The 15,297-nt window shown below is 39.7% G+C and carries 20 protein-coding genes; 6 read left to right on the forward strand and 14 right to left on the reverse strand.

Annotation, left to right across the window (positions count from 1 at the left end; translation table 11 throughout):
- Positions 1–106 precede the first annotated feature (106 nt).
- Positions 107–490 (reverse strand): DUF3397 domain-containing protein, encoded by a 384-nt coding sequence (locus CZ434_RS05085; RefSeq protein WP_077622118.1) that lies wholly within the window; start codon positions 488–490, stop codon positions 107–109.
- 6 nt (positions 491–496) lie between these two features.
- A complete protein-coding gene (locus CZ434_RS05090; RefSeq protein WP_077622119.1) occupies positions 497–1,378 on the reverse strand; it encodes a 2-dehydropantoate 2-reductase in 882 nt (293 codons plus the stop codon).
- Positions 1,379–1,675: 297 nt separating this feature from the next.
- Here CZ434_RS05090 and CZ434_RS05095 point away from each other — a divergent pair, with 297 nt between their 5' ends.
- Positions 1,676–2,155, forward strand: coding sequence for an N-acetyltransferase (locus CZ434_RS05095; RefSeq protein WP_077622120.1), 480 nt, complete (start codon positions 1,676–1,678; stop codon positions 2,153–2,155).
- A gap of 95 nt (positions 2,156–2,250) precedes the next feature.
- On the opposite strand, the gene CZ434_RS05100 is transcribed toward CZ434_RS05095, so the two are convergent.
- From CZ434_RS05100 to CZ434_RS05110, 3 genes are all read right to left on the reverse strand, one after another.
- On the reverse strand, positions 2,251–2,745 hold the full coding sequence (locus tag CZ434_RS05100; protein WP_077622121.1) for an RsfA family transcriptional regulator: 495 nt from the start codon (positions 2,743–2,745) through the stop codon (positions 2,251–2,253).
- Positions 2,746–2,903: 158 nt separating this feature from the next.
- Positions 2,904–3,077: a 50S ribosomal protein L32 gene (gene rpmF, locus CZ434_RS05105; protein WP_077622122.1), complete on the reverse strand. Its 174-nt coding sequence runs from the start codon at positions 3,075–3,077 to the stop codon at positions 2,904–2,906.
- A 66-nt stretch (positions 3,078–3,143) separates the two neighbouring features.
- Entirely contained in the window at positions 3,144–3,674 is a 531-nt protein-coding gene (locus tag CZ434_RS05110) for a YceD family protein (protein WP_077622123.1), read from the reverse strand.
- A 256-nt stretch (positions 3,675–3,930) separates the two neighbouring features.
- Between CZ434_RS05110 and CZ434_RS05115 the strand changes: the two genes are divergently transcribed.
- On the forward strand, positions 3,931–5,145 hold the full coding sequence (locus tag CZ434_RS05115; protein WP_077622124.1) for a nucleotidyltransferase: 1,215 nt from the start codon (positions 3,931–3,933) through the stop codon (positions 5,143–5,145).
- 59 nt (positions 5,146–5,204) lie between these two features.
- Here CZ434_RS05115 and CZ434_RS05120 read toward each other — a convergent pair whose 3' ends face one another.
- A complete protein-coding gene (locus CZ434_RS05120) occupies positions 5,205–6,230 on the reverse strand; it encodes a SepM family pheromone-processing serine protease (protein WP_077622125.1) in 1,026 nt (341 codons plus the stop codon).
- The gene (locus CZ434_RS05125; protein ID WP_077622126.1) at positions 6,227–7,021 is read right to left on the reverse strand and encodes a patatin-like phospholipase family protein; all 795 of its coding nucleotides are present in this window, start codon (positions 7,019–7,021) and stop codon (positions 6,227–6,229) included. Before CZ434_RS05125 ends, CZ434_RS05120 begins: the two co-directional genes overlap by 4 nt.
- Positions 7,022–7,187: 166 nt before the next feature.
- On the opposite strand from CZ434_RS05125, the gene ylbJ reads away from it, so the two are divergent.
- A complete protein-coding gene (ylbJ, locus tag CZ434_RS05130; protein WP_425442014.1) occupies positions 7,188–8,396 on the forward strand; it encodes a sporulation integral membrane protein YlbJ in 1,209 nt (402 codons plus the stop codon).
- Between the two features lie 55 nt (positions 8,397–8,451).
- Here the strand turns inward: ylbJ and coaD are convergent, their stop codons facing one another.
- Positions 8,452–8,949, reverse strand: coding sequence for a pantetheine-phosphate adenylyltransferase (coaD, locus tag CZ434_RS05135; protein WP_077622128.1), 498 nt, complete (start codon positions 8,947–8,949; stop codon positions 8,452–8,454).
- On the reverse strand, positions 8,942–9,514 hold the full coding sequence (rsmD, locus tag CZ434_RS05140; RefSeq protein ID WP_077625074.1) for a 16S rRNA (guanine(966)-N(2))-methyltransferase RsmD: 573 nt from the start codon (positions 9,512–9,514) through the stop codon (positions 8,942–8,944). Before rsmD ends, coaD begins: the two co-directional genes overlap by 8 nt.
- 573 nt (positions 9,515–10,087) lie before the next feature.
- Between rsmD and CZ434_RS05145 the strand changes: the two genes are divergently transcribed.
- A complete protein-coding gene (locus tag CZ434_RS05145) occupies positions 10,088–10,468 on the forward strand; it encodes a DUF7147 family protein (protein WP_077622129.1) in 381 nt (126 codons plus the stop codon).
- Between the two features lie 44 nt (positions 10,469–10,512).
- Here the strand turns inward: CZ434_RS05145 and CZ434_RS05150 are convergent, their stop codons facing one another.
- The 5 genes from CZ434_RS05150 to CZ434_RS05170 form a co-directional block, all read right to left on the reverse strand.
- Positions 10,513–10,788, reverse strand: coding sequence for a YlbG family protein (locus CZ434_RS05150; protein ID WP_077622130.1), 276 nt, complete (start codon positions 10,786–10,788; stop codon positions 10,513–10,515).
- A gap of 96 nt (positions 10,789–10,884) precedes the next feature.
- Entirely contained in the window at positions 10,885–11,328 is a 444-nt protein-coding gene (locus CZ434_RS05155) for a YlbF/YmcA family competence regulator (RefSeq protein WP_077622131.1), read from the reverse strand.
- 61 nt (positions 11,329–11,389) lie between these two features.
- Entirely contained in the window at positions 11,390–11,623 is a 234-nt protein-coding gene (locus CZ434_RS05160; RefSeq protein WP_077622132.1) for a YlbE-like family protein, read from the reverse strand.
- Between the two features lie 17 nt (positions 11,624–11,640).
- The gene (gene ylbD, locus CZ434_RS05165) at positions 11,641–12,051 is read right to left on the reverse strand and encodes a YlbD family protein (protein WP_077622133.1); all 411 of its coding nucleotides are present in this window, start codon (positions 12,049–12,051) and stop codon (positions 11,641–11,643) included.
- 177 nt (positions 12,052–12,228) lie between these two features.
- Positions 12,229–13,296, reverse strand: a complete 1,068-nt coding sequence (locus CZ434_RS05170; protein ID WP_077622134.1) for a CAP domain-containing protein — start codon at positions 13,294–13,296, stop codon at positions 12,229–12,231.
- A 264-nt stretch (positions 13,297–13,560) separates the two neighbouring features.
- On the opposite strand from CZ434_RS05170, the gene CZ434_RS05175 reads away from it, so the two are divergent.
- Positions 13,561–13,926 (forward strand): YugN family protein, encoded by a 366-nt coding sequence (locus CZ434_RS05175; RefSeq protein ID WP_077622135.1) that lies wholly within the window; start codon positions 13,561–13,563, stop codon positions 13,924–13,926.
- 280 nt (positions 13,927–14,206) lie between these two features.
- Positions 14,207–15,265: a sporulation integral membrane protein YtvI gene (gene ytvI, locus CZ434_RS05180; protein ID WP_179107180.1), complete on the forward strand. Its 1,059-nt coding sequence runs from the start codon at positions 14,207–14,209 to the stop codon at positions 15,263–15,265.
- Positions 15,266–15,297: the final 32 nt, after the last annotated feature.

Below are 15,297 nucleotides of genomic sequence, written 5' to 3' on the forward strand. Positions count from 1 at the left end.
ACTGCTCCTTTTCAAAGTAATTGACGTAGAATGACCGGTGATACCAGCCACTTTGCTTACTATATCGTATTTTACATAATTCCCTTTCTAAATTCACTTTTTTTGTTTATATATCAATCAAAGCTTTCGCCAAGCCTAAAAAAACAAGACCGAAATAAACAGCGAAAAACAACAGGAAGCTGAAACGCCAAAACACTTTCCATGCGTGCCGGAAGATGATTTCTTCCTTTGTTTTCCACTGAATGAATACCGAGGCGGCAAGCAATACAATCAATAATACAAATATATAACCAAAATAGGACCTTCCAGTAATTACCTGAAGCAGTGTGCCGACTGAAATAATATAAATCAATGTAGAATAATTAACCGTAGTATGGATTGCCTTCCACTTATTTCTGAACAATTTTGCAGATGAGAAATAAATGAGGAAAGTGATGACAACAGGCACGGTTACGATAACACCCGTTAAGTAGGCTATTATTTCTATCAATTACTTTTATCCCCTTTCTCCTTTACTCTCCAAGGCTTTGACACTCTGATAAGCAAATGTAGTATATGGCAAATAAACTGATGACTGTGAAAGAAGATACCCGGATATACCATCTATTTCCGTTTTTCTTCCAAGTTGGATATCTTTTTTCATCGAAGAATGGTTAGCACCGGTTTTTTCAATTATCTCCAAAACTCTTATCCATTGTTTTTTCTCATCAAGTCCCAATACACCGGACGCTTCCGCACAAAGACGCTTTGCCAAAACAGCCAGGTGCGGATTCGTGAGGATCATGCCATTTTCTACTTGAAAGATGGCGGTCAGTGGATTGATTACTGCATTAACAACTAGTTTTTCAGCCATTATACTAAACCAACTTTCTACTATTTCAACAGGGAACCAGTCCCTGTCGAGTGCCGATTGAACGTCTCTTTCGTTCTTCAACTCCCCTTTTACGACAGCCATTTTCATGTTCCCCATCCCGGTATGTTCCACTTTGTTATCAGCCATTTTAACAGCCCCGTGTTCTGTTACAGCTGTCAAAATGGCCTGTGGAACATCCAACCCGGAAATAAGCGGTATATGTCCCATTCCATTCTGCATAAATACAAGCGGTGCTCCACTTTTCTCTTGGAGAACAGGAAATACCTCTTCTAAATGATATTGTTTGACGCCAATAAACAATAAATCTTCTCTTTTCAATTCACTGACTAATCTTGCTTCTATATAAAAACTCTCTTGAAGAGGTAATAAGATAATTCCTTGTTTTCTAATAAGAGTCATTTGAGATTCTCTGTTTACGTAAATAGTGACCCTGTGATTTTCCTTTGCGAAATAAGCGGCTGTCAAAAGACCGACAGCACCTCCGCCGATAATCCCTATGTCCATTACATTTCACCTTCTATTCAAAACATCCTCTGCTTATTGTAGCAAACAATAGGTGAATTTTCTGTCTAAACTCGTCTCAAACTTAATAAATTTGCAATTCATTTCATTCTGAAAATTTTTGTATTATAATAAAGGTACAGAGAAATAACCGAATATTGCGAAGAGGCATGAAAAAGAAGAAAAACCTTTATAAAAATCAAGTTATCTTCCAGCAGGCCAGAATATGCATTTAATTATTAGCAGCATGCCTTTTCAAATTTTGATCAATCTTCGTTCGTAGGGAAAGGGGTAATCAATGTGGACTCGATAAAAGTGGAAAGATTGTTAGTCAATTACAAGACATTAGAGATGTTCACCAGATTCAAAGAATACGGAAACCAGGAATTATCGATGTGGGAAGACTTACAAAGTAACATTATTGAGAATGACAGCGAATCTCCTTTTTTCGGCATTTATTATGGGAACGCTTTAGTAGCAAGGATGAGCTTGTATAAAATATCCGCCAAGTACGATAAATACTTCGATCCTCCCCAAGATTATCTTGAATTATGGAAGTTGGAAGTGTTGCCGGATTACAGGGAAAAGGGATACGGTACTGCATTAGTAGAATTCGCCAAACAATATCAAATGCCTATCAAGACTAATCCCAGAATTAATTCCCATGAGTTTTGGGAGAAAATGGGGTTTCAGAAAGCAAAGTATGACATGGAAAGGGATCTTGGAGAAAACCCACTGATTTGGACGCCGCCTGGTGTCGCTGAACAAAATGCTTCCTGACGAATAGATACCATAAAAAAGTCGTCTTATGATCTTTATCGCTTTCCCGCAGAGACACAGGGACACGCAGATCATTCTGACGACTTCTTCAATGATTATTTATCGACGGTTTGTTTATCACTAGATGGGGTCTCCACCCATTTCCAAAGCACACCTATTTCCCTCCAAGCTTCTTGGTACCTCTTCAGCCTGCTTTTTAGGATTTTGTTTTCCTCGATCAGTTTTTCCAGTTCTTCCTCGCTAGAATCCCGACTATTAATGGAATTGTAATTAGTCCTCATTTTTTCCAATAAAGAGATAGCAGCATCCAGGGTGACTTCCCCTTCTCCGCTATCCTTCACAGGCATATACGTCTCCAGAGTGTCTCCTTGCTTTCTATCTTTTTTTGCAAGTTCAATAGCCTTTTGATATTGCTTCCTAATTGCTGCATTCCATCTGAATCCGCAAGCCGCCGGGGTCCTGGACAAGCGATTGGCCACTTCCTTGAAGGCTTCCAATTGGGTCTTCCCATCTCTTATATATCGCAAAACGGTTTCAGCCAGAAGCACATCTTCATCTTGGCTCCAGGCATCCTGTCTCGTATTGTTCATACCATCCCTCCTGTATACGGTTTGCTATCAATGTATGCAAAAGATAGGTATGATAGACTAAATATCTCACTCTATTTTTAATTACATGTAAAAAAATTAAAAACACCTTTCAAACAGACAACAGGTTTGTTTGAAAGGTGTTTTATTGAATCAGCGGTTTATTGTTCTACCACTTGTTTTCCATCGTAATGTCCGCAAGATTTGCAAACACGGTGAGGTTTTGTGTATTCTCCACAATTTGAGCATTCAATCATGCCAGGTAAATGCAACTTTTTGTGGGTACGACGTTGATTTTTAACTTTCTTTGAAGTTCTTCTTTTTGGTACTGCCATGTCTTACACCTCCTTCAATCCTTACGAAAATCTGACCTTACTTATAATAAGGATCCATAGGTAATCCTATCGATTTTCTTTATTTTCCTGATCATTTAATAATGATTGCAGTTTTTCCAGGCGGGGATCAATTTTCTTTTCTTTCTTTGCTTCGGTTTGTAGTTCCCAGCCTTCCCCTTCTGTCAAAGCATTTTCTTGAACAGCCTTATCTTCAGAAAAAACTCTGAACGGTACTTCCAATAAAACATTTTCCTTGATATAAGGCGTTAAGTCAAGCATTTCTCCATCGACAGGATGAATTTCCGATTCATCTTCCTCTTGATAATAAGGAGACGTGGAAAACACTTCAATAGCATCCACATGAAACGGGTACGGGACATCGACTAACGTTCGTGCGCACGGTAAGATCATTTCACCATCAATCGAGAAATGACAGGTAACTTCATTTCCCTGCATAGTAGCGTGGCCTTTGACATGAACGGGGTCAATTTTACGGATATCATTTTTCATTTCTGCAATTTCAGAGATATCTTCCGTTTCTTCAAAATAGACAGGTTCTGATCCTGCTATTTTAAGTTTTTGGAGAGAAATTTTCATATAAATCACCTCAAGGCAACAAGAGTAATTTTAAAAGGAAATTGACGATTTGTCAACATTTTTTCTTTACAGACTATTAAATACTTTATCCATAATCCAAAACCTTATAACTTTTTTCGTTCATTCATCTTAACACAATTATCCCTGTATATCCACGCATTGAGAATACAGCCTGTATATTCCTTTTCCAGTGACTTTTGCTGTTGGAGCATACACCATGGTAAAATGAACACATCTTAACACAGGAGTTGACAAAATGGATGCTTGCGGACTTATTGTAGAATACAATCCTTTCCACTTCGGTCATAAATATCATTTAGAACAGTCAAGGCAATTATCAGGTGCTGATTGCATGGTTGCTGTAATGAGCGGTAATTTCCTGCAGAGGGGAGAACCTGCAATAATCGATAAATTTGAGCGTGCCAAAGCAGCCATCGACTCTGGCGTAGATTTAGTAGTAGAACTCCCCACCTTGTATGCTGTCCAGAATAGCGATTACTTCGCTAAAGGTGCTTTGATGATTTTAGGGGAACTAGGTGTTGACTCTATTTGCTTCGGAAGTGAACAAGGCAAGACCGAACCTTTTTTGCATGCGCGGAAAACGCTTGAGGAACAGAGTGATAAATACACTGATATATTAAAACACGGGTTGTCTGATGGCTTGTCTTTTCCTGAAGCGAGCCGATCTGCTTATGAAACCATTGGTCTTTCCAACAAGGAGATCGATTTAACAAAACCCAACAATATTTTGGGATTTAGTTATATAAAGGCCATACATCAATTGAAATTATCCATCAGACCGATGACGATAAAAAGAATCCACAATGATTACCATGATACAGAAATACAACATCAAATCGCAAGCGCCACAAGTATCAGGAAAGAGCTGCATAAGCACAGAAAGCTGACGGAACCGGTTAATTCTACACTTCCTGGTCCTTCGAAAAGAGCATTAGAGCGATACTTACAAAAAGCAAAAACATGGCATAACTGGGAAGCTTACTTTTCCATTCTACAATACAGGGTGTTAACTATGCCGGTCGATCAACTGAAAAATGTATTCGGGATAAGAGAAGGACTGGAATACCGACTGAAAAAGACAGCCAAAGAGGCAGATTCTTTTGAATCCTGGATGCAGCTTTTAAAGACCAAAAGGTACACATGGACAAGACTGCAGCGTGTCTTTGTAAATATTTTGCTACATAACGAAGCAGATTCGGTAAGTAGAATGTTAGAAAATGATGCGGCACCTTACATAAGGATTCTGGCTATGTCACCTGCAGGTAGAAGTTACCTTAACTTGATGAAAAAAAAGCTCAACTCCCCGCTGTATTCAAAACTTCCTAGAGAGAACAACCCTGTACTTGCCTTGGAGGAACGGGCTACTGATGGTTATTATAGTATCCTCCCTCCCCGTATAAGAAAAGAGCTGCGTAAAAAAGAAATTATGCCGCCATACATGGCGACATAAATATACAAAAAAACTGTCCGGGCCGCCCTTTTTCAAGGTATATAGCCCTGACAGTTTTTTTATCCAATGGACTGCATTTCGTTTAGATAATCTACGGCCTCCTGGAAAGTGTCAACAGGAACAATTTTCATATCTGTACCTATTTCTTCGGCAGTCTCTTTAGCGACTGAGTAATTGGAATTTTCTGCTCCATTTTCATTCGGAGCAAAAAAGACATCGCATCCCTCTTGATCTGCTGCAATTACTTTCTTGTCTATGCCGCCTATCCTGCCGACTTCCCCTTCATAGTTTATTTCTCCTGTACCGGCGATTTGGTATCCTTTTGTCATATCTTCTTCTGTCAGCTGATCATAGATTTCCAAACTGAACATTAATCCAGCACTTGGGCCGCCGATATTTCCACTTGCGAACGACAAGGCTGGCTCTACTTCTACTTCCCGGTCTGTTACTAATTGAATCCCGATGCCAATCCGTTCATCCTGACCAGGAAACAGTTCAAGTTCAATACTTTCTGTAATTTGTTCGCCATCTCTATTCACAGTGACTTCAATCTTGTCACCAGCTTCTTTGGTTGAGATGTAATCGATCATCTGATCAGATGTTTCCATTTCTTCCCCATCTATCCGCAAAATTCTGTCCCCTGCCTTCAGTTTACCATCAGCAGGCATTTCCCTTATTACAGTGACAACGTAAATTCCCTTATATTCGATTTCAATTTCCTCACCAGCCGCCTGGTAAGCAACTACTGTGGATGCTTCTTGGGAATTTTCCATCATCTGGAGCTGTGCATCAAAATATTCATCTTGAGAAATTCCTTCTGGGAAGACTTCGTCAATTGGCTGAATTTCCTGATAGGGTCTTATCGATGCCAGCAAATACTGAAGCGGTGTAGCCTGTCCCCCTCTGATTGTCACCAAATGCATATCTCCCTCACTTTTATAGCCATCCGCAACCTCTACAATCGGATTAAGCGCATCCGCACCGCCCGGTTTATAAATGTAATATGGCAGCCGATAGCTAACTAGAAAGACAGCAATAATTAAAATGATAATTGCCGAAAACATTCCACGCTTGTTGAATCTCATTTATTCTTCTCCTTCCACTTCTCGATGCATTGTTCTATCTCGGACAGTTTTCTTTTTGCCTCTTTTTCCCCTTCTCTTATGATATCCATGGTATCTTTAAAAGCTCGTGAACTGTAGGTGGAAACTTCCGGCTTGAGCATAATGTCGGCTCGGGTTCCTATAGTCTTTACCAGTTCATCCTGCATGATGTCAATACTTTGAATGATAACATCATAAATGGAATAAATTCCTGTATTCGGTGTGTAATGAGCACAATCAACGCCTATGACGATGTCAGCCCCCATTGTTTTGGCGACTGAAACCGGCACCCTGTCAATCACTCCTCCGTCAATATACAGCTGATCTTCAATCCGTTCCGGAATGAAGATACCGGGGATGGATATACTTGCCCTTACCGCCGATGCAGCACTGCCTTCATAAAATACCTTTTTATTCCCATCATACAAATTCGTAGCGACGACTCCTATAGGAAGGTCAAACTCCTCTAGTTTTTTATTGAATGTTAGTAACTTGATATATTCTTTTATTCTTTCTCCTTGTAAAAGACCCATTTTAGGAAGGGTAAAATCCAAAAAATATTTCCTTTTAAAAGTGGAAGCAAGTCGATAAAGACTATCGATATCCTGCCCTGCAGCATGCAATGATCCTACTAAAGCACCCATACTGCTGCCAGCTATCAGGTCGAATTTTATACCTGATTCCGACAAGACTTTGATCACCCCGACATGTGCAAAGCCTCTCGCTCCTCCCGATCCAAGCGCCAATCCGATCGTCGGCTCACCCACAAGCATTCTCCCCCCGGACGAAATGTTTTTAAACATATTATGGCATAAATGATGGATCTATGAGCGTATATTGTTAAAGAATTGCTTGTACTATTCGGGCTATCCATATTCTACTATTTACCAATACAGAAGTACAGAAATGTGAGAGCATATCAGCTGGGAGGACATGAATTTGAAATCAAAAATAAAATCAATTGTTCTTGCCTTCATTGCACTATTTCTTGCTGCATCCCTTATTTTGTACCCTGATGAGGCTCTGGAGGCCAGTATAAGAGGACTCAATATGTGGTGGGAAATTGTCTTTCCATCCCTACTGCCATTTTTTATCACTGCAGAACTTTTGATTGGATTTGGGGTCGTCCGGTTTATCGGAATTCTTTTCGAACCTATCATGAGACCATTATTCAATGTGCCGGGAGTGGGAAGTTTTGTCTGGGCGATGGGAATGGCGAGCGGGTACCCGTCCGGAGCGAAATTGACGACAAGACTGCGGTTGGAGAATCAATTGACTAAAACAGAAGCTGAACGCTTGGTTTCTTTTACCAATGCATCAAACCCTCTTTTTATATTCGGTGCTGTTTCAGTCGGGTTTTTCCATGATGCCAAACTGGGAATCCTTCTGGCAACCTGCCACTATCTGGGCAACACTCTTGTCGGTATATGCATGAGGTTCTACGGAATGAAAAACGACGACAATAAGGAAAGGGAAAAAAGCAAAATCTCGCTTTATGGTGCTCTTCAGGCTTTACATCGTACAAGATTGGAAGATTCCCGACCATTCGGGAAGATTTTCGGTGATGCAGTCATTAACTCCATCCAGACTTTGCTTATGATCGGCGGGTTCATCATTATGTTTTCCGTATTTACAAAACTGATTTTTTTAATTGGAATTTCCGGTTTCTTTGCCACCTTCATCTCCATAGGATTTCAATTGATCGGCATACCGGGTGAACTCTCCATTCCATTCTTTTCCGGATTGTTTGAGATAACGCTGGGAGCCCAAATGATTTCCCACACGGACGTTACCAATCTGCTTGCACCTGTTACGGTCGTATGTTTTATTCTTGCTTTTAATGGTTTTTCTGTTCAAGCCCAGGTCGCAAGCATTATAGCGGAAAGCGACATCAGTTTTGTTCCATACTTTTTCGCAAGGCTTTTGCATGGATTGTTTGCCAGCATACTCGCAGTAATCTTGTTCAAACCTTTATATTTAGATCAACAAACATTCGAATTTAATAACATCCCGGTTTTTTCAACTAATAATAGTGATCGATGGTTTGATGTCCTCTATTTTTTGAAGGATATCGGGCCTCTCATAACCCTGATTTCACTTACATTCGCAGTTATCCTATTGTTCGGAAGAAGCTTCGGATCCAAATAAACAAAAACAAGTCAGGAAAAGATTGAGAGCTTTCCCTGACTTTCACTGTTGGCGTTCATCCTTCACTTATTTGCTTGAATTTACCCTTCAACGCTTCCTCCACTTCAGAAGGGACCAAATCAGAAACATTAGCATGGTATTTTGCAACTTCCTTGACCATGCTCGAGCTTAGAAAAGAGTATTGATTATTGGTCATCATGAAAAAGGTTTCAATATCTTCATTAAGCTTTCTATTCATGGAGGTAATCTGCAATTCATATTCGAAGTCACTCACAGCTCTCAGCCCTCTCAATATAGCTGATGCACCTTTATCCCGGGCATATTCCATCAAAAGTCCGTCGCAAGCATCCACCCTTACATTCTCCAGTTGAGCTGTAGTACTTTTCAACAAATCTATTCGTTCCGATACAGTAAATAAAGGGGACTTGGATTGATTATTGAAAACCGCGACTATTACCTCGTCAAAAACCTTTGCCCCTCTTTGAATAATATCCAGGTGCCCGAACGTTACGGGGTCAAAGCTTCCCGGACATATCGCTAACCGTTTACTCACTTGTTGTACTCCCTTCTTCTATATACAATGATACAGCAGTTGTACTACCATAAATTTCTGTCTGTATTTGTTCAAAACCATGCAAAACACGTGGAAGGTTACTTTTAGCATCATGTTCGCATATGATATATCCATCTCTTTTCAAAAGTCCGTATGTATGAATCGCTTCAAGTAAGTCTTCATATGAAACTTTCTTGTAAGGCGGATCCAAAAAGATGTAATCAAACAGGAGTCCCCGTTTGGCAGCCCCTTTGATCGCTCTAAAGGCATCTGCCCGAAAAACCTCTGTATATTCTTCGAGTTGTAACAACTCTATATTTTCATAAATTGTTCGGATGGCTTTTGGATGGACATCCACAAAGACAACCCTGTCCATTCCCCTGCTAAGCGCTTCGATTCCCAACCCCCCTGAACCGGCGAATAAATCCAGGCAAACCCCTCCCTCGAAATACGGGCCGATGATTTGAAATAAAGCTTCTTTTACTTTATCTGTAGTCGGCCGTGTAAGTTTATGCGGGACTGGCTTGATCTGTCTTCCCTTATATTTTCCCGAGATTACTCTCACTGCAGGCACTCCCTCTTCCTATTTATGCTCGCAATTAATCCTACCATAAAACATCCTATTCAGGAAATAATGACAATATTTTTCAAAATATGAAACGTTATGTATATTATTTCTGTCTTCGTCCATAATAATCTAGTGAAGCGGCTGTTTATCAGCAGCTGCTTCAGAACACGGAGAAGACTTACGTTTCCCCATAAGTTCTTCCTCCGGTTTCTCCTCTCCCTTTGCCTTTTTGGCTACCGCTGGTAACCAAAAAGGGCCTGCAGATTTTTATCTGCAGGCTTTTTTTTATAAAGTTGTTTTCTATTGTTTTTTCAGTCATACCGTACTTGCGAACATTTCAGTGCAGAAAATTGGGTATTTTCAGGGGGAAGACCCCGCCTTAACGAAAGTCCTTATTCATCCAAGATATGAACAACTCTAAATCAGATTATCACTGGTGCGCATTTTGATATAAAAAGCATCTGAACTTATGGGGAGAACCTTTACATAAGATATTATTCTGTCCTCCTTATATTTTAATTTGATCTCTTCCATGCTAAAGTAAGCAATACGGGAAGGAGAGTAAATACAATGAAAAAATTTATTCAATTGGGTGAAGGCCTTTCAGATTTCTATGAACTTTTGGAGCTGGCAAATCAAATGCCTCAAAGAGTCAATAGTTTTGTATCACTGCCTACAGAAAAAAACGGCTATCATGTAACTTCGCTGGTATTAATCATGCAACCGGCCAGACAAGGTGAATTCCAACCCATTTATGTTTGTCTTGAAGGAATACCTGATCCGAATCACAAACCGAATCAACGGTTTGATTTGTTCAAAGAAACAGCGGATCGGTTAAACAAGCGGATTATCGAGCTTCAGATAAAGCCATCTACTGATTTTTATGAAACAGAATTGTACTTTCAGTATGTAATGGGCATCTTTCAAATGAACCGTTTACTGAAAATATAACGAAAAGCAATCAGGAAACGATCTCCTGATTGCTTTTTCACAGCCTATATTCCCATTTTATAATCATATTCTTTTGCCTTATCCATTTTGGCATTCTCGAATTCTGTTTTTACAGAAGGCTTATGAGAGAATTCTACCTTCGTAATATAAGGCAGTTCGTTTAATCGTGCGGCTTTTTCTTCCAATTCTTCTTGATTAACATATAATACAGCGTATTTAAGCTCCTTTGACACATAAATCAAGTGGCCAAAGCGCTTAATCTGTTTAACGTTTTTCATATGGTGAAACCATACGATTAACCCTTGGCGTTTTGTTCTCATCATGTTTTCCCCGCTTATAGCATTATTGTTTTATTTTAACAGAATATTCTTTATGCAACAAGATGGAGGAAAGGAACTGATACACCATGAATCTGTTTAAGATGCCTGGCATCCACAACCACTGCTGCCGCTTCCACAGCCACAGCCTCCATCTTGCAAGGCTGCACCATCTTTTGGAACCTTCACTTGCTTGCTCACACTGAAGGCAACCAGTTCACTGACTTCATCAAGAAAAGCCTGCAAATTTCTTTCGGCAATTTTGAAAGAAGCGACCTTGTCGTTCATATCGAGTTCCCTTTTAATAGAACGAATGTCCTTCATAATTTGGCTGTAATCAGGATGGTATCGGCCGAACCTCTGGACATCTTCGTACTGCTCTTTGGTACCCTTGAATTCGGCAATTAATTTTTGTGCTTCTGGATCTTCATCCAACGCTTGTTTTGCCAAATTATATTGTTCCATTACATCAGAATTAAGTATCATTTTACCGATCTGTTCTGATTTATCTATCATATCAACTATTTCTAAAGTAGCAATCATATTTGCACCTCCACAATACCTATGATAGCAACTTTTTACAATAAATAAAAGAGGGCAGGCATCAATCTTTCATTGCACCTGCCATCTGGATCAACATAGAAACCATTTGCATCTGACTGCTAATTCTTTCTATTTTCTGTGGTACCGTCTTCCCATAAAAAACCTTTGCTTCTTTTTCCAACTGCGTTATTAATGATGGATCCCTGGTCAACATTCTATACCATAGCGGATTCATCCTGATAAAATGCCGGAGATCTTTTCGGTCCATTAGATACTGCATCAGTGTCGGCTGCACAATCATGCTCCCTTCCGCTAATCTTTACTCCAATTAAAAGGTTGGCTTTTTTTTGTGCCGATATTTCCTTGTCTTTTTATTTCCTGGAACTGGCCTACGAGTGTCTGGATGTTGGAAATAGCACCGTTTAGTTGATGGATATGATGCTGGACTTTGTTAAGATCGACATTTTCGATCATTTTCATAAATTGTCCCGTCAACTCTTGTTGTTTATCTTTTTTTGTTTCTTTATCTGTTTTCCCTGCTTGGCTGTCTGATGTGGCATCAGTTCGATAACGATTCCAAGTATCGTCCTCTTCACCCAATAAAACCCATTTTTCATAGTAATCCTGCCAATTGCCATGGTTCTCTTTAACTTCTTTAATCAAGAGGGGATGGCGTTTGACGAATTCCTTGAATTCTTTAACAGTAGGATGCACATCCTTCATTTGCGTTCACCTCGATTTTTCCCTTTTAACCTTTTGACTATTCGTACTTAAAGATGTTGATAGTTTTGTTTTTATTTTATGATGAACAAAAAAAAATCGTGCCAAACGTCTATATACAGCTTGTCAACAAAAAAATGCCTGAGAACTTATGCGTCCTCAGGCTGATGATCTATCGCTTTATGGTTTTTGCAGAAAATTCTGTGTGTAATAATATTTGTGCACTCCTACCCCCAGATGCGTGTATTCCTCTTTCAGCAGGGCTTCTCGATGCCCCTCACTGTTCAACCAGCCTTCAACTGCTGCAGGTCCATCAGTATATTGTGCGGCAATGTTTTCACCGGCAGTATAGTATGAAATGTCACTTGCTGCGAGCCGCTCTTTCAATCCTTTTCCGTCTTGAGTGTAGTGCGAAAAATAATTGTTTTGATCCATATCTTTGCTATGTCCAAATGCTACATCTGCAACCGGATCATCCCAATCTAATTTTCCTTTTGCGAAGCGGTGGCGGTAAATATTTGTGATATCAAAAATTTGCTGTTCCATACCTGATTGCACTTTTGTCCATTCCCCGTCAGTAAGCACGGGCGCTTCCGGCAGTTTGCCTCGATAGAAGATTTCATATGGACGTTGTACTAGCAATATGTCTGCATTCATTAATCTAAAAGATGACAAAGAATTAGTAAAGGTATCAAAATATAATTGCAGAAAAAGGTCGTCATCCACTTTTACAAGCGGCTCGGATTTCAGTTGCTCTTCGGTCAGGCGGAAACGATAGGAGGTTACTCCTTTAGATAACGTTACTTCTTGGCCGAAATCAAATTCTGCTTGGACTTGCTCATAATCCTGCCCGATCTCCAATGGCTCATACTCCACCTCATTGCCGGTCGCAAACAAGGTAACAATCTCCCCATCCATTACACCGAACTGGAAATATTCATTCTCATAGTCGGTAAATACCCACCATTCATAACCATACGAGCTTTGGTCGATTCTTTCCGGATCCCCTAGCTTTTCTTCTAGTTCACGGGCCTCTCTGCCAACCCAGTTAAACATACTCTCCTCAACATCAACATCCGCCGATGTCAGTTTCTCTGGAGTCTCTTTCTCTTTCATTTCTGTCTCTTTTGTATGTAATCTTTCTTCTTTCCAGGCAGCCTTCTCTTCTTTTGAAAACCCAGAACCCAAAAAATAATAAATTCCTGCACAGATTACTAATAATACTATTACTGTCTTAACTGCTCTCATAGGCCCTTAACTCCTTTTCACCGCTTATAAAATTATAGTAGTATGTACCAAAAATTATGAAAAAACATTATCTTATAAAATGTTAGTTTACCAAATTTATCCGAACCTGTGTTGTAAAAACAGAAGGATTCCTGCTAAGTACTCATTTTCGGGGCTGTCCGGCAAGGAGCATAAAGGAACGGCCGTGACGGAATATTAATTGCAAGTTGAACGGATTCATACTATTATAAGATTAGTCAGAACAATTTTTGTGAGGTGGAAGGAATGAAAATAGAAGGAACAGGAATCGAAGGAACATTTATTGATTTAAAGCCACTGGACCATATCATGGATACGATTGCTTTCGTCCGTGCAGGACAGTGGGATTATGAGCGTGTTACATACGATTATAAAGTTGGTTCTGCTGAGAAAAACATAACCTATTACATACGTATTCAAGGCTATGCGGTGGAAGGAGACGTTGATAAGGGCGATGCAGTCATCAAACTTGGCACCCCGCTTTTAGGCAAGCATTACTATCCACATGGAGTGGAATATGGTGAACAAGAAGGCTTTCCGGAAAGCCTTGTAGACAAAACAAAACGGGTCCTTTCCAAAGCCAAAAATGAGCTTGACAGCTTTGAAAAATAATATTAAAAAGCTGCTGATTACTCTGGATCAGCAGCTTTTTTAAATTTTTGTTTCCCCCGATTCCTTCACAACAATAATTTAGCGTAACATGTTACTATTTAGTTAAAGCATTATAACTAACTTAATTTATAATGCTACCTATTCAAAATGTAAACTTCGTGCTATATTTTGAATAATGTTGCATGATAATTGCTCAACAGTAAACTTTCAGATGTGTTCCATATGCACACTATCTTTTTTTATCATTATGCGTTCCTTAGAAAGGAGATACATAAGCAAATTGTTCCGTTACATAAGCAAACGTCAATTAATCATAATCATATCAATAATCATCTTAGCAATTGCAGGTTATTTTATATTGCCAGTCTCCATCCCGTTGATTTTGGCATTGCTGACAGCATTATGCCTGAACCCCGCGATCAGATGGCTTCAACTGCGATTCAAAATAAACCGAAAAATTTCCGTTACAATCGTATTTTTGATCTTTTTGCTATTGATTAGTTTGATCGGCACGTATTTTGTCACGCGCGCTGTTACACATGTCGTGAATTTCGCAGAAAATGCTCCAGTGTATGTGAACCAACTCAATACGAAATTTATCGAGTGGGAATCAGACTTAGACAGATTTACAGAAGACTTACCTGCAGAATTTGTAACCGAAGTAAAAGACGGCATTATCAGCAACTTGCAAATATTTAATGAGAAGGTGAAGCAATATTTGGAGCTGGATAAAATAGCTTCAGCAGCTGCGAAGATACCTGAATATCTGGTGAGCCTGCTCGTTTATTTAATAGCTCTATTCCTGTTTATGTTAGAACTTCCGCGTCTCAAGTCAAAATCTTATGATCATTTGACCCCTAACACTGCGGAAAAAGTTAAATTTATGAATGCTCGGTTATCTTATGTAATACTCGGATTTCTGAAAGCCCAGTTTCTGGTCAGTATAATCATTTTTATTGTTTCTCTATTAGGCCTGTTGTATATATCACCAGAGGTTGCCATCATTATGTCCATTGTCATCTGGATAGTCGACTTCATTCCCATTATTGGGTCCATTGTCATTCTGGGACCGTGGTCACTCTATATGTATTTGGCAGGCGATCCAATAATGGGGACCAAGCTGGCCATATTGGCTATCATCTTGCTCGCCATCAGAAGAACGGTTGAACCAAAAGTAATGGGACGACACATAGGTCTTTCTCCGTTGGCGACCCTCATAGCAATGTATTTAGGTTTGCAGTTGATCGGCATCGTCGGCTTTATCCTTGGACCATTGCTCGTCATTGCATTTAACTCTGCAAAAGAAGCCGGAATCATTAAATGGAACTTCAAGGTATAACAAACAAAGAAAGACAAGGCACTCTGTCTTAT

Origin of the sequence: Sediminibacillus massiliensis, from assembly GCF_900156915.1 — a bacterium.
GTDB classification, from domain to species: domain Bacteria; phylum Bacillota; class Bacilli; order Bacillales; family Amphibacillaceae; genus Sediminibacillus_A; species Sediminibacillus_A massiliensis.

What these genes read in the sequence shown, in the direction of transcription:
- CZ434_RS05090 (WP_077622119.1), bottom strand. Translation starts at nt 1,378, where the DNA reads ATGGACATAGGGATTATCGGCGGAGGTGCTGTCGGTCTTTTGACAGCC.
- CZ434_RS05100 (WP_077622121.1), bottom strand. Translation starts at nt 2,745, where the DNA reads ATGAACAATACGAGACAGGATGCCTGGAGCCAAGATGAAGATGTGCTT.
- rpmF (WP_077622122.1), bottom strand. Translation starts at nt 3,077, where the DNA reads ATGGCAGTACCAAAAAGAAGAACTTCAAAGAAAGTTAAAAATCAACGT.
- CZ434_RS05110 (WP_077622123.1), bottom strand. Translation starts at nt 3,674, where the DNA reads ATGAAAATTTCTCTCCAAAAACTTAAAATAGCAGGATCAGAACCTGTC.
- CZ434_RS05115 (WP_077622124.1), top strand. Translation starts at nt 3,931, where the DNA reads ATGGATGCTTGCGGACTTATTGTAGAATACAATCCTTTCCACTTCGGT.
- CZ434_RS05120 (WP_077622125.1), bottom strand. Translation starts at nt 6,230, where the DNA reads ATGAGATTCAACAAGCGTGGAATGTTTTCGGCAATTATCATTTTAATT.
- CZ434_RS05125 (WP_077622126.1), bottom strand. Translation starts at nt 7,021, where the DNA reads ATGCTTGTGGGTGAGCCGACGATCGGATTGGCGCTTGGATCGGGAGGA.
- CZ434_RS05145 (WP_077622129.1), top strand. Translation starts at nt 10,088, where the DNA reads ATGAAAAAATTTATTCAATTGGGTGAAGGCCTTTCAGATTTCTATGAA.
- CZ434_RS05150 (WP_077622130.1), bottom strand. Translation starts at nt 10,788, where the DNA reads ATGAGAACAAAACGCCAAGGGTTAATCGTATGGTTTCACCATATGAAA.
- CZ434_RS05155 (WP_077622131.1), bottom strand. Translation starts at nt 11,328, where the DNA reads ATGATTGCTACTTTAGAAATAGTTGATATGATAGATAAATCAGAACAG.
- ylbD (WP_077622133.1), bottom strand. Translation starts at nt 12,051, where the DNA reads ATGAAGGATGTGCATCCTACTGTTAAAGAATTCAAGGAATTCGTCAAA.
- CZ434_RS05170 (WP_077622134.1), bottom strand. Translation starts at nt 13,296, where the DNA reads ATGAGAGCAGTTAAGACAGTAATAGTATTATTAGTAATCTGTGCAGGA.
- CZ434_RS05175 (WP_077622135.1), top strand. Translation starts at nt 13,561, where the DNA reads ATGAAAATAGAAGGAACAGGAATCGAAGGAACATTTATTGATTTAAAG.